This is a genomic window from Clostridium sp. DSM 17811, from assembly GCF_018861905.1.
Taxonomy (GTDB): Bacteria; Bacillota; Clostridia; order Clostridiales; family Clostridiaceae; genus Clostridium_AD; species Clostridium_AD frigoriphilum.
The window spans coordinates 121,633-135,148 of the sequence record NZ_JAHLDU010000001.1 but is presented as its reverse complement, the minus strand read 5'-3'; the positions used below and the strand labels follow the sequence as shown (position 1 = coordinate 135,148).

The window sequence follows — 13,516 nt, the reverse complement described above, 5'->3', positions numbered from 1 at the left end:
GTGAAATTTATTAAAGTTTTACAATTATGAGGTGAATAAATATGATATATCCATATAAAAATAAGTATGATCAAGAATTATCTGGAAATAACAAAGAATTTGTATCTTCTATTGACGCGAGTCTCGATAATTTGAGAGTTGACTGTAAAAAATGTTTTGGATTGTGCTGCGTTGCATTGTACTTTTCAGCGTCTGAAGGCTTTCCAATCGACAAAGATGCTGGTAGGCCTTGCATAAACCTACAATCGGACTTTAATTGCTCTGTTCACAAAAATTTAAGGGATAAGGGTCTTAAGGGTTGCACTGCGTATGATTGTTTTGGTGCAGGTCAAAAGGTAGCTCAAGTTACATATAGTGGACACGATTGGAGGCTGGTTCCAGAATCTGCAAAACAAATGTTTGAGGTATTTCTAATAATGAGGCAACTTCATGAAATGTTATGGTATCTGAAAGAGGCAAGCAGATTACAAGTGGCTCATTCTGAAAAAGAGAAGCTCAATTCTATAATAAATGAGACTATACGTCTTACTAATCTTAGTCCAGATTCTCTTATAGGACTGGATGTAGAATCACACAGGGACAATGTTAATGTTCTACTTTTTAAAACTAGCGAACTTGTTCGAGCTAAAGCATGTAGGGGACAGAAGAACCCTTCAAAGCATCAGAAAACAAAGGCTCAAGGTGCAGATCTTATTGGTTCAGACCTTAGAAAAACTAATCTAAGAGGTGCAAACTTAAGAGGAGCATGCCTTATTGCAGCAAATCTTAAAGGAGTCGATCTTAGTGGTGCTGACCTTATAGGGGCTGATTTAAGAGATACCGATCTGAGTGGAGCTAATCTTACAGACAGTATATTTCTTACTCAATCCCAAATCAACACAGCTAAGGGAGATTGGAATACAAAGTTACCAATATTACTAACTCGCCCAACGTATTGGTTAAAATAATTAACTATGTAACATGCTCAGTTCACTCATGACAAAGTATAACACCTAACTGTATTAATATTATGAAAACAATAATATTAATACAGTTATTATAATAACTGAAAGAATTATAGATACAGAATTAATACATGCAGATAACTCTGTATTACCTCCTAATTTTTGTGTATAAACAGTTGCTAGGCTTGTAATTGGTGAAAATAATAAAATAACAATTGTTTGTCGCATTTCTAAAGAAATTGGAGACATAAAGAAAATAAACAATGCTAATAATCCACAAATACTATAACGTACTATTATGTGCTTCCATATTAGAGCGATAATTTTCTTATTAAAATGTACTTCAATGGCGATCCCGATCATAAGCATAGATAAAAATGTATTTGCTGATCCTATGGTTTGTGCAAATATGATTAAGTTTGATGGAATGAGTATATTACATATAGATAATACTATCATAAACATGTAAGTACACACAGGTACTGAGGATACTACTTTCTTAAATACAATTTTATAATCAAATTTATTCGATGAATCCTGTATTGCTGAAGCAAATCCATATGTCATGCCTAAACACATAATAGAATTTCCTGCATCAAACATACAAGTTGCAAGTACACTGGTCGAAGAAAAAACACCGCTTACAAATGGTAAAGTAAAGTTGCCGATATTAAATCCTGATAAGTTCAGCATAGAAAAGCTTTTATCTGTTTTGTTTTTTCTCATAAAATATCCAGCTATCACTAGAAAAATATTAAAACCAAATCCAATGATAATAATAAACAGCATTTCAAAACTTAGTTTTGTTCCATTTAAATTTGCAATAATTGCACATGGCAATGTTAGCTTTAAAACAATACTGGAAATTACTTCAAAATCTTGTTTTTTTAATATGTTTACCTTCTTAAATATATATCCAATTAGTATAATTGCCATCAAGGTTAGTGCTTTTGCTATTATAGCATTCATTTTTATCAACCTTTCTTTTATCAAATAAAACACAATGAAAAGACATTATATACGCTTAATATTAAGGCATACAATGTCTTTTCATTTTGTTATTTATATTATTTCCCTAGATATCCTCCATCTACTGGAATAATTGCACCTGTGATATAAGAAGATGCTTCACTAGAAAGAAATACAGATAATCCTTTAAGATCCTCCGCTTGTCCCCAGCGATGTTTTGGAATTCTTCCAGTAATCTCTTCATATTGTTTTGGATTTTTTTCTTTCATATCTGCCGTTAATTTTGTTACCATGTATCCTGGGGCAATTGCATTTACATTTACCCCTTTTGATGACCATTCATTGGAAAGTGCTTTAGTTAATTGCGCAATTCCACCTTTACTTGCCGCATACGCAGGTATCAGTTCACTCCCGAAAAACGAGGTCATAGAAGCAATATTAATAATTCTTCCTGAACTTTGTTTTAACATTGTTTTTCCAGCCAATTGACACATAATAAATACAGAACGAAGATTAATACTCATAACCTCATCCCATTCCTCGATGGGGAAATCTTCTGCTCTGTGTCTTCTTTGAATGCCGGCTGCTGTTACTAGAATATCCAAGTCACCATTCAGTGCTGCTAAGCAATCATCAAATGCTCGATAATTATCTTGTGTGTTTCTTAAATCTGCTTTTACACCATGGCATTTATAACCTTGTTCAACAAAAGCTGCTGCTGTCGACTTTGTTTTATCAGAAGAACCAATAATTGCCACTTCACAACCAGCTTCTAATAATCCTTCTGCCATTCCATAACCAAGACCTTTAGTACCACCCGTTACAATAGCTTTTTTTCCTTTTAAACTAAACTTTTCTAAGAAATCTTTCATTTTCTCTCCTTTATAATTGATTTACAAATTCAAATATTAGATATTGGATTCATAAAAAGTAACTTGCAATGGATTTCTATCTACTAACCTTGGATAACTATATTTTGGGTATCCAACCATAACGGCACCTGTTATTTTTTTGCCTTTAGGAATATTAAGTAATTTAAGCATAGGCGAATTATCTTTAAGTGCAATCTTTTCAAATACTCCAGCCCAACACGATCCCAATCCAAGTGTTGGGGCATATAGTTCCATATATGCTAATGAAAAAATAGAATTTTCTCTTCCTCGTGGAAAATCTACGTCAGCGGTTGCTAGAACAAGGCAAGGTGCCCCTCTCAAAATAGCATCAATTCCTTCATTACGAAAAGATTTAATATAGCTATCATATATCTCACTTAATAATTTATCATGTTCAAATTCCTTAGCAATAAGTTCAACAGCTTTATCAAGTATATTTCTATCATCTATGATCATATAAGATATACCTTGCAAATTATGTCCAGTAGGAGCGAAATGTGCGATATTAACCAGATCCGTTAATTTTTCTCTTGGGACAGGAGTTTCTTTATAAGATCGAATAGCACGTCTTGAACGAAGAAAGTTTTCTGCTTCTTCAGGACTTAATTTTGGAAATTCTTTTGCATTTTTTTGATTGACTAATGGCGATTTTACATTATTAATAGCTTTTTTAGGACAAACAGCTACACAATGTCCACAGGCAATACATTTTTCGGAAATAGCTTCTGGACCATTTTCTCCAATTCTTAATATCTGTTCAGGACATTCATTTGCACAAATTCCACATTTGATACATTTCTCTTGATCTACAGTTATTAAATTCATTTTTTTATTCCTCCTTGCATAATATCTGATAAAATTTAGTGAATATTTTTCCTTCTTATATTTAACTTTTTATTTAAACTAATAAAGTAGTTCGAATAAAACCGAACGTGTTCTATAATTATATAGTATACTAAACGTTCCTAATGAGCAAGGAAGGAAATGTATTTAATGAAATAATAGAAGAAGGATAATCTGATCCAAAGGTAGCTGAGGCATATCGTACAGTATATTTTAAGCCTCGCCGAAATATTTCAAAACAAATTTTAGAACGTGGAATTTCAAGAGGAGAATTGAGAAAAGATCTGAATATAGAGGTAAACATTGATTTAATTTGGGGACCTGTATTCTATAGATTAATGATAACTGGAGAAGTAATAGATAGTACCTTTGTAGAAACCTTGATAAATTATGTACTTGAAGGATTTAAGTCTAGTATATATTCATAAATATAGTTATTTTAAATTACTGACTTTATGTGTTCCTTTTGACCATTTTATAACTTCATTTAATGCATTCACTAAATTTAAGCCATTTGGAGTTAATGAATATTCCACATGTGGAGGAATTTCATTATATTGAACCCTTTTAACTATATCTTCTTTTACTAGTTCTTTTAAAATTTTAGATAACATCATATCTGTAATACCATTTAATTGCCGTTTTAATTGATTAAATCTAACATAGTCTGCTTCGTATAATTCCCATATAAGTCTTATTTTCCATTTTCCACCCATAATATTAGTTGCATATTCAAGTGGACAATCTGGAAGTAAGAATTTGTCTTCGCTCAATCTAATCAACTCCCCTTTAATATATAATTTTGATACCTATTATAATACAGATAAATACACAATACTATATTTTATTATAGTATCTATAATTTTATTGCGTACTTGTTAGATATGAATATATGTATATAATTTAATTTGCAAGTAAGATTTAACTCGAGTTAATATTAATAGATGTACATTTATAAAAAAAATATTTAATCGAAAGTGGTGTTTATAAATGAAAATAGAAATATGGTCAGATTATGCATGTCCATACTGTTATATCGGAAAACATAGGTTAGAAAAGGCTTTAGAAAATTTTCGGGATAGAAAAGATATAGAGATTAGTTTTAAAAGTTTTGAACTAGACCCAAGTGCCAGCTATAAAATAACAACAAATACGAGAGAAAGAATTTCAGCAAAATATCGTATGAGTAGTGAAAAAGCACAGCAGATGATAGATAGTATAACTGAATATGCTAAAAGCGTTGGACTAGATTTTAATTATGATACAGTACAGTATACAAATACATTTGATGCTCATCGTATTGCAAAATATGCAGAAACTAAAGGAAAAGGAATAGAAATTTCAGAAAAATTATTACATGCATATTTTACTGAAAATAAACAAATGAGTGATCATAAGGTATTAACTGATATTGCTATTGAATTTGGTTTAGATAAATTAGAAGTAGAAGATATATTAAATGGTAAAAAGTTTGCACAGGATGTTCGTAATGACGAATATGAAGCTGGTAAACTTGGAATACAAGCAGTTCCATTCTTTTTGATTAACGAAAAATATTCAATTTCAGGTGCCCAATCATCAATAGTATTTAAAAAGGCTATTGAAAAAGCATTACAAGAAGAAAAAACATTGGAAAATGTAGAAGATGATAATTTAGACGGTAGGGTTTGTAATAGTGACGGCTGTAGTATTCCAAATAATAAATAGTACTTATCTATTACTGTTATTTTTAATAATAAAGCTCATAATCTATGATTTATAAGGAGCATATAAATGATTATAGAATTACCAGTAACAGGTGTTTTTACAACAAATTCATATTTTTTAATAGATAGTGAAAGTAATCATGGATTTCTAATTGATCCAGGTGCAGAAGCTAGTAAATTATTAAATTATATAAGAGAAAATAATTTAATAATTGAAAAAATTCTTATAACACATGGCCATTTTGATCACATTGGTGCAGTAAAAGAAATAAGTGAGGCGCTAAATATACCAGTTTATGTACATGAAGATGGTAAAAAATATATCCAAAACACAATATGGAATTTATCATCTAGTTGTGGACAAAATATTACTATAGAAGCAACAAATTACATGAAAAATAATGAGTTAATTAAATTAGAAGCTAATTCTGAAATAGTATTAAGAGTTATTTATGTGGCAGGACATACTTTAGATGGGGTAGTTTTTTATAGTGAAAATGAAAAAGCAGCATTTGTAGGAGATAGTATTTATAATGGTGAGATAGGTATAAGCGATTATTATGGTGGAGATTTAGTTACATTGATTAGTGAAGTTAAACATAAAATTTTAACGATGCCGGAAGACACTGTACTTTATCCAGGACATGGTAAGACAACAACAGTAAGACGTTTGAAAAATACAAAATATGATTGAAGTTACATGGTATTATAATAGCTTTATGTCCTAATAAATTTGTTTTGATATAAAGCTATTTTGTGACACAGGAGATGATTTAATATAGTATTTAAATGAATTTTAAAGCTTTAAAAACTACATATTCTGAATTAGGGATATAGGCTAAAGGATGCTTCCTTTAGCTTTTTACTTTATAAATGAATAAAAGTGATATGATGCACAAATAGATTATATAAGGCTTATGAGATCTATACAGTAAGTGGTTAATAAAAACTTCTCAGTACTATTAGAATATGTTCTAATATATTGACAATATATAATATTACTAATACGATATTATTAGAACACGTTCGAAAAAATAAAAATAAGGAGGCTAAAACATGTTTAAACATTTACTTGAACCAGGTAAGATCGGTAATATGACACTTCGTAATCATGTCATCATGGGGCCAACAGAAACGCATTTTGCTACTTCTGATGGCCAAGTTACTCAGCGTGAAATTGATTATTATGTCAGAAGGGCAAAAGGTGGAGTAGGCCTTATCGTTACGCATCAGATAGCGGGAAATACAAAGCTTGACCCTATTGATCCATATCCAAGATCACTACGTCTTGACGACAATGCCTACATTCCAATGCTTTGCGAGTTGACAGAAGCTGTACATCTAGAAGGAGCCAAGATTGCTCCATTAGTTTCACCGGGCGGTGGTGCACAGGCTCTTGGGACACCATATGATAGTGGCTCAGAGGGTGTCTATGATATCCCTAATGTAGGTCCAAGTGAGATTCAGTGTCCTGTAGCACAGAAAAAAGTAAGAAAGCTGACTGTAGATGAAATTAAGAAGTCTGTCGAGGTCTTTGGTTTATGTGCAAGACGTGCCAAGATTGCCGGCTTTGATGCATTCTATATTCATGCACATTGCGGTTATCTGATAGCTGAATTCCTTTCACCATATTTTAATAACAGGGATGATGAATACGGCGGAAGCTTGGAGAATAGCGCTCGTTTTCTTCTTGAACTGGTTGCTTCATGTAAGAAGAATGTTGGAGATGATTTTCCGATTGTTGTAAGAATGGCAATTGATGAATATATCGGTGAAGCTGGTAGAGGAGTGGAAGAGACCGTCGAACTTGCAAAGATGCTTGAGAAGGCAGGAGTAGCGGCTATCGATTGCGGAGCAGGTTTGTTCATGACCATGCCACTTATCTGTCCGACCATATATCATGAAAAAGGTTGTTTAGTACCTCTGGCAGAAGCCATTAAGAATGCAGTGAGTATTCCTGTAATCGCTCAAGGTAGACTGCAGGATCCTGAACTTGCTGAGCAGGTGCTTGCAGATGGAAAGGCAGATTTTGTTTCCTTGTCCCGTGCATGGATTGCTGAACCGGATTGGGTAAATAAGATAAAAGCTGGCGATCAGGAAGGTATTAGAAGATGTGTTTCATGTAACCATTGTATCGGAAACCGTATCTTCAACAATCTGACGATTCGCTGTACATTGAATCCGACAGTAGGTCGAGAATTAAAATATGGCGATGGCATTCCAATGGCAGCAAAGAAGAAACATGTTGTTGTTATTGGTGCAGGCCCTGCAGGACTGGAGGTTTCATACATGCTTGCAATGCGCGGCCATTGTGTTGATTTATATGAAAAGTCAGGAGAATTATGCGGAGGCCAGATCAAGGCTGCTATGTGTCCTCCTGGAAAGAGCGTATTAGCGAATATTCAACGCTTCTACAATGCACAGTTCTCTAAAATAGAAAATTTAACAATTCATTTTAATTATAAGATGACAGAAGAGAAAATTGCATCTCTTCAGGCAGATGCAGTTGTTCTTGCTACTGGAGGCCAACCGGTGATTCCGAAAATTCCGGGTCTTTCCCTAAGAGAGAATATAGTGACTGCTGACGATGTACTTATTGGAAAATCTGAAGCTACAGGCAGGGTACTGGTCGCAGGTGGCGGTCAGATAGGTATAGAAACTGCCCATTACCTTAGAGAGAAAGGGATGGAAGTAGGCGTCGTAGAACTGCTTCCAGAACTGGCAATGAATGAGGAACCTCTGACGCGACTTACGATCCTTCCTATTATTGCAAAGTCCGGAATCGAAGTTTACACCAGTCACAAGATTCAGAAAGTAGAAAATAATAAGCTTACGGCTTTGGATATTAACAATAACGAGACTAAGGAATTATCTTTTGATACTTTAGTGCTAGCATTTGGAACAAAACCAGTACGCTATCTGGAGGACAGTCTGAAAGCGAAATTCCAGGAATACTATATGGTAGGTGATGCCGTTTCAACGGCCAACATTCAGAAAGCAATAGAGTCAGGATTCTTTACGGCACTGAAAATCTGACACTCAAAAATAAACAACAATATTTATTATGAGGTGATGCCACAATACTTTGATATATACGGTTGAAGAAATCAGAAAATGACTGTATAATATAAAATTATAAAGCACTTATGGAGATGGAATATGGCTAATGAAAGAATCATAAAGCAGAAATTAAACAGAATAGAGAATAAATCAAAAATATTGGAAGCTACCGTTCAACTTCTAAAAGAAAAAGGTGTTGAAATGGTTACTGTGCGGAATGTGTGCGCGAAAGCGGGCATTGCAGTCGGGACTTTCTATTATTATTTTCAGAACAAGGATGATCTTATGTTTTGTTTCGTATCTGAAGGCTTTTATGATGCGGACCTTAGGTCACCTGAAAACAATATTACTGGCAGAATCATCGAGCTTTATATGACCTTGATCAATCATTATCGGGAACTTGGGCTTCCATTTATGAAGAGCTTCTATTCCAATAATAACTTGGCATTGTCTGCGTACATGACAGAAACTGATGGAAAGTTCCAGATGAATTCCATCCTGGCAAAAAGCGAAGATGAAATGGAGAAGGCTTACAAGCTGGAACTGATAGTGGAGGGAACAGATCTACATATGGTCTGTAAAGACTTGTGTACAATCATCAAAGGATCTGTCTTTGAGTGGTGTCTTTGCAATGGCTCTATGGATATAGAGTCCGTAGTATCAAGAATCATAACTAGATATCTTGATGGTTATCTAGTAAAAAAAGTTGGTTAAAGCATCTTAAAATTTTAGAACGTTTCCTAGGATTTTCTTCTAGGAGTTTAATAACTAATAAATTTTCATAATCATTAGTGTTTTGGATAATTGAGGTAGCATCCATTTTACTAGTGAAACCATAGTTGATAAATATAAATTTAAGCACAAATAGCATACAATATAACAAAGGTTATAGTTGAACCGAAGAAAAGGCATATCCAAAAATGATTATAAAATCATCTTGGGACATGCCTTTCTTCTTTTGTAAGAGGTTGATCGTAGAAATATTTTAATGTAAATGTGATATAGTATGAATTTTCTCCAGAAGTGGCTTGTAACAAGAAGAGCATAAACATTGAAAGTTGATTTAGTAATTCTTCTTTTGTAAGAGGTTGATTTTAAAAATATTTCAGTTCAAATATATAACAATATGAACTTTCACCGGAAGTGACCGGAAATAAGAAGAGCAGAAACAATTGAAAATTCATTTAGAAATTCTTCTTTTGCAAATATAAAATTCTCGTAAGACTTCCTGAAAGGAAGTCTAAGCGAACTGGCTGTAAGCCGAATGTGAGCTGTTAGAGAATTTCATATGAGCAAAAGATTAGAATACCTTAATGAATTTTCATGTTTCAAACTCTTATTTCAGGTCACGCAGGAGAGAAGTTTCATATGGATGCACCCTATTATTTGATATTAAGCAAACTATCAATTAATATTTGGAGTTTTTTAGTTTTATCTTTATCCATTGCATCTACCCCTTTAAGTTTATAAGGTATAGATAACTCTTCGTATTTACTAACTCCTAAAACATGATATGAAAGAAGTTCTACTTTATCTAAATTAGGTACTTCTTCATTAATAATTTTAGCAAGTTTTGTTATATGTTCCTCTGAATCGGTAATACCAGGAACAACAACGTGTCTTACCCAAACTCTTGATTTTGATTTTCGAAGAGATTCTAAAAATATATTAACATCTGTAGCATCTTTTCCAGTTAGTGCAACATAACCTTTACCTGTTGTTTGTTTTATATCTAAAAGTACTAAATCTGTGTACTTTAATATTTCGTCGTAATTACCATCACCAAAACCAGCAGTATCGAGAGCTGTATGAATGCCATTTATCTTACATAATTTTAAACACTCTAGTAGAAATTCGCTTTGAAGCAGTGGATCGCCACCAGAGAAAGTAACCCCGCCGCAAGATCTGTTAAAGTATGGTTTGAAACGAACTATTTTTTTAACAATTTCATCAGGCGTCATTTCTGTACCACCACTCAACTGCCAAGTGTCGGGATTATGGCAGTAGGCACATCTCAATTTACAACCTTGAAAGAAAACTACAACTCTTATTCCAGGACCATCAACTAGTCCCATAGTTTCTATAGAATGAATTTTACCTTTTACCATATAAATTCCTCCTTAGCCTTGAATGAAACAATTTTATGTATAGATTATTTGTGTTCATTTCATATTAAAACAAAAACTGAAAGCCTTTTTGCTTTAATATAAAATGAAGTTAAATTTTTATATAAAGTGAGAAGTACTTATAATAAGTACCTCTCATATTATACAATATTTTAAAATTAACTAGATTTTTTTATGGAAAGTTCTGCTTATAACTTCAAGTTGTTGTTCTTTAGATAATCTGTTGAAATGAACAGCGTATCCTGAAACTCTTATTGTTAATGTTGGATATTTGTCTGGATTTTCCATAGCATCTATTAAAACTTCTCTATTTAATACATTTACATTTAGATGATGTGCAGCTTGTGCAAAATAACCATCTAAAAGGAAAACTAAATTATTTATTCTTGTAGGTTCGTCTATTCCAAGTGCAGCAGGTACAATTGAAAAAGTATTTGAAACTCCATCTTGGCAATAGGTTCTATAAGGAATCTTAGCAACTGAATTTAATGATGCAAGTGCTCCATTTTCATCGTTACCTTGTGTTGGGTTTGCTCCGGGCGCAAGTGGTACGCCTTGTTTTCTGCCATCAGGAGTTGTACCTGTCTTTTTACCATAAACTACATTTGATGTAATGGTAAGTGCTGACAAGGTGTGTTCTGCTCCCTTATATGCAGGATGTTTCTTTAGAGCATTGCTGAATTCCTTGATAAGTTCAACAGCTAAATCATCAACTCTATCATCATCATTACCGTATTTAGGGAAATCTCCTTCAGTTTTAAAATCAATGGTTATGCCATCAGCATTTCTTATTGGAGATACCTTAGCGAACTTTATAGCACTTAATGAATCGGCTGCAATTGAAAGTCCTGCTACTCCAAATGCCATGAAGTATTTAAGGTCAGTATCATGAAGAGCAAGTTGGCCAGCTTCATAAGCATATTTATCATGCATATAATGTATTGTGTTCATTGTGTCTACATACATGTTAGCGACATATTCCAAAACCTTTGAATACATTTTTCTAACTTTTTCGTAATCAAGAACTTCATCAGTTATTTTTTCAATTCCAGGTACTACAAGTTTACCTTTTAATTCATCAACTCCACCATTAAGTGATAGTAATAATGATTTTGCAAGGTTAGCTCTTGCTCCAAAGAACTGCATTCTCTTTCCTATTTCCATAGCAGAAACGCAGCAAGCAATGCCGTAATCATCTCCGTAAATAGGTCTCATTATATCATCATTTTCATACTGAAGTGCATCAGTTTCAATAGACATTTTAGCACAATACTTCTTGAAAGTTTCTGGTAACTTTTCTGACCAAAGCACTGTCATATTAGGTTCTGGTGCTGATCCTAGATTTGTTAATGTATGAAGGAATCTAAAAGAATTCTTTGTTACCATTGGAGTACCGTTGAGTGCAACTCCGCCAATAGATTCTGTTACCCAATTAGGGTCTCCACCAAATAAATCATTATACTCAGGGGTTCTTAGATGTCTTGCCATTCTAAGTTTAATTACGAATTGATCGATGATTTCTTGAGCTTCATCTTCTGTTATTAATCTAGCTTTTAGATCTCTTTCAAAATAAATATCTAAGAAAGTAGTAGTTCTTCCTAGGGACATTGCGGCACCATTATTTTCTTTTATTCCTGCAAGATATCCAAGGTAAACTGCTTGAACAGCGTCGCAAGCTGTAGTAGATGGTGTCGATAGATCAACACCATATTTTAGAGCCATGCTTTTTATTTGACCAAGTGCTCTTATTTGCATACTTACTTCTTCTCTATGTCTTATTAAATCATCTGACGCATGTCCTGTAAGTTCTTTTAAATCCTTTTGCTTCTGCTGTACTAAGAAATCTAATCCATAAAGAGCAATTCTTCTATAATCTCCAATTACTCTTCCACGCCCATATGCATCTGGAAGTCCAGTTAATAACCCTACATTTCTTGCAACTTTAGTAGCATCGGTGTAGGCATCAAAAACTCCTTCATTATGAGTTTTTCTGTATTTTGGAAAAAATTCTTTTATATCCTTGTTTAATTTGTAGCCATATTCCTCAAGTGATTGTTCTACCATTCTAAAGCCACCAAATGGATTTACTATTCTTTTGAGTGGTGCATCCGTTTGTAATCCAACAATTACTTCATTTTCTTTATCAATATATCCAGGTTTAAAGTTATCTATTCCTGAAATTTCATTAGTTTCAACATCTATAATACCTTTTTTGATTTCTTCTAATATAAGGGAATTAGCTTTGTCCCAAACTTTATTGGTCTTATCAGTTTTTCCTACTAAAAAACTATCATCACCTTCGTATAAGGTATAGTTTTTTTGAATAAAGTCTTTCACATCTATTTTATTTTTCCATGAATCTCCTTTGAAACCATTCCATTGTTTAGTCATTGTTTTTCCTCCCTATAATATACTGTTTTTAAAATGTTGTTATATATGATCATTTTGTTATGTAATTAAACAATCATGCAATCAACAATAAATATTGTTTAACAATAAGTATTATATGAATGTATTATACAATACTTTGTTATGTTTGTTAATACTTAGTCATAAAATAAATAATAAAGTTAACATTTAATATTTATTTGTGTAAATGGATCTTGTTGATATACATATTGTAATATTAAAAGTGAAACAGTTCAAGTGGTTTATTAATATTTAAATATTAAAAATATTTAGATAATCTTATAAGCGTTGTAATATAAGGGTTTTATAATGAAAAATAATTAATGAAATAAATAGTAACAGGAGTAATTTAAAGTGAAACAACTGCAAATTGTAATTTTATGCCAGAGGAGATATTGAATTATTCAAAAAATAATAAATTATATTAGTTTGAATGCTAAAGTGATTTTGTGATTAGTTTATACTGAAATACACAATATGGATATAGTGAAATGCAAATCGGTTACCTATAAAAGGATAACGTACCATTAAAGAAAACAATATTATTTTCATTTGTAATGAGGTAT

Annotated in this window: 11 protein-coding genes and 1 pseudogene; 6 read left to right on the top strand and 6 right to left on the bottom strand. The window is 32.6% G+C overall.

What is annotated here, in order from left to right; genetic code table 11:
- The first annotated feature begins 41 nt into the window (after window positions 1-41).
- The gene (locus KPL44_RS00600; protein WP_216246472.1) at window positions 42-947 is read left to right on the top strand and encodes a pentapeptide repeat-containing protein; all 906 of its coding nucleotides are present in this window, start codon (window positions 42-44) and stop codon (window positions 945-947) included.
- Window positions 948-1,007: 60 nt separating this feature from the next.
- On the opposite strand, the gene KPL44_RS00595 is transcribed toward KPL44_RS00600, so the two are convergent.
- From KPL44_RS00595 to KPL44_RS00585, 3 genes are all read right to left on the bottom strand, one after another.
- Window positions 1,008-1,913, bottom strand: coding sequence for an AEC family transporter (locus KPL44_RS00595; RefSeq protein ID WP_216246470.1), 906 nt, complete (start codon window positions 1,911-1,913; stop codon window positions 1,008-1,010).
- Window positions 1,914-2,011: 98 nt separating this feature from the next.
- Window positions 2,012-2,785, bottom strand: a complete 774-nt coding sequence (locus KPL44_RS00590) for an SDR family oxidoreductase (protein ID WP_216246468.1) — start codon at window positions 2,783-2,785, stop codon at window positions 2,012-2,014.
- 36 nt (window positions 2,786-2,821) lie between these two features.
- Window positions 2,822-3,631, bottom strand: a complete 810-nt coding sequence (locus KPL44_RS00585; protein WP_216246467.1) for a nitroreductase family protein — start codon at window positions 3,629-3,631, stop codon at window positions 2,822-2,824.
- A gap of 137 nt (window positions 3,632-3,768) precedes the next feature.
- Between KPL44_RS00585 and KPL44_RS00580 the strand changes: the two are divergent.
- Window positions 3,769-4,077, top strand: a pseudogene (locus tag KPL44_RS00580) (TetR-like C-terminal domain-containing protein); the annotation flags it as partial.
- A gap of 6 nt (window positions 4,078-4,083) precedes the next feature.
- On the opposite strand, the gene KPL44_RS00575 reads toward KPL44_RS00580, so the two are convergent.
- Complete coding sequence (locus KPL44_RS00575) at window positions 4,084-4,422, bottom strand: winged helix-turn-helix transcriptional regulator (RefSeq protein WP_253201569.1); 339 nt, start codon at window positions 4,420-4,422, stop codon at window positions 4,084-4,086.
- A gap of 217 nt (window positions 4,423-4,639) precedes the next feature.
- Here KPL44_RS00575 and KPL44_RS00570 point away from each other — a divergent pair, with 217 nt between their 5' ends.
- The 4 genes from KPL44_RS00570 (at window position 4,640) to KPL44_RS00555 (ending at window position 9,129) form a co-directional block, all read left to right on the top strand.
- The gene (locus KPL44_RS00570; RefSeq protein ID WP_216246466.1) at window positions 4,640-5,356 is read left to right on the top strand and encodes a DsbA family oxidoreductase; all 717 of its coding nucleotides are present in this window, start codon (window positions 4,640-4,642) and stop codon (window positions 5,354-5,356) included.
- A gap of 66 nt (window positions 5,357-5,422) precedes the next feature.
- On the top strand, window positions 5,423-6,049 hold the full coding sequence (locus KPL44_RS00565) for an MBL fold metallo-hydrolase (RefSeq protein ID WP_216246464.1): 627 nt from the start codon (window positions 5,423-5,425) through the stop codon (window positions 6,047-6,049).
- Window positions 6,050-6,411: 362 nt separating this feature from the next.
- Window positions 6,412-8,391: an oxidoreductase gene (locus KPL44_RS00560; protein WP_216246461.1), complete on the top strand. Its 1,980-nt coding sequence runs from the start codon at window positions 6,412-6,414 to the stop codon at window positions 8,389-8,391.
- Window positions 8,392-8,514: 123 nt separating this feature from the next.
- Complete coding sequence (locus KPL44_RS00555) at window positions 8,515-9,129, top strand: TetR/AcrR family transcriptional regulator (protein WP_216246459.1); 615 nt, start codon at window positions 8,515-8,517, stop codon at window positions 9,127-9,129.
- 668 nt (window positions 9,130-9,797) lie between these two features.
- Here KPL44_RS00555 and pflA read toward each other — a convergent pair.
- Together pflA and pflB are read right to left on the bottom strand one after the other, a co-directional pair.
- Window positions 9,798-10,523 (bottom strand): pyruvate formate-lyase-activating protein, encoded by a 726-nt coding sequence (gene pflA / locus KPL44_RS00550; RefSeq protein WP_216246457.1) that lies wholly within the window; start codon window positions 10,521-10,523, stop codon window positions 9,798-9,800.
- A gap of 180 nt (window positions 10,524-10,703) precedes the next feature.
- A complete protein-coding gene (gene pflB, locus KPL44_RS00545) occupies window positions 10,704-12,932 on the bottom strand; it encodes a formate C-acetyltransferase (protein WP_216246455.1) in 2,229 nt (742 codons plus the stop codon).
- Window positions 12,933-13,516 lie beyond the last annotated feature (584 nt).

Excerpts from the sequence above, each read along its gene's own strand:
- KPL44_RS00600 (WP_216246472.1), top strand. The coding sequence starts at position 42 with ATGATATATCCATATAAAAATAAGTATGATCAAGAATTATCTGGAAAT.
- KPL44_RS00595 (WP_216246470.1), bottom strand. The coding sequence starts at position 1,913 with ATGAATGCTATAATAGCAAAAGCACTAACCTTGATGGCAATTATACTA.
- KPL44_RS00590 (WP_216246468.1), bottom strand. The coding sequence starts at position 2,785 with ATGAAAGATTTCTTAGAAAAGTTTAGTTTAAAAGGAAAAAAAGCTATT.
- KPL44_RS00585 (WP_216246467.1), bottom strand. The coding sequence starts at position 3,631 with ATGAATTTAATAACTGTAGATCAAGAGAAATGTATCAAATGTGGAATT.
- KPL44_RS00570 (WP_216246466.1), top strand. The coding sequence starts at position 4,640 with ATGAAAATAGAAATATGGTCAGATTATGCATGTCCATACTGTTATATC.
- KPL44_RS00565 (WP_216246464.1), top strand. The coding sequence starts at position 5,423 with ATGATTATAGAATTACCAGTAACAGGTGTTTTTACAACAAATTCATAT.
- KPL44_RS00560 (WP_216246461.1), top strand. The coding sequence starts at position 6,412 with ATGTTTAAACATTTACTTGAACCAGGTAAGATCGGTAATATGACACTT.
- KPL44_RS00555 (WP_216246459.1), top strand. The coding sequence starts at position 8,515 with ATGGCTAATGAAAGAATCATAAAGCAGAAATTAAACAGAATAGAGAAT.
- pflA (WP_216246457.1), bottom strand. The coding sequence starts at position 10,523 with ATGGTAAAAGGTAAAATTCATTCTATAGAAACTATGGGACTAGTTGAT.
- pflB (WP_216246455.1), bottom strand. The coding sequence starts at position 12,932 with ATGACTAAACAATGGAATGGTTTCAAAGGAGATTCATGGAAAAATAAA.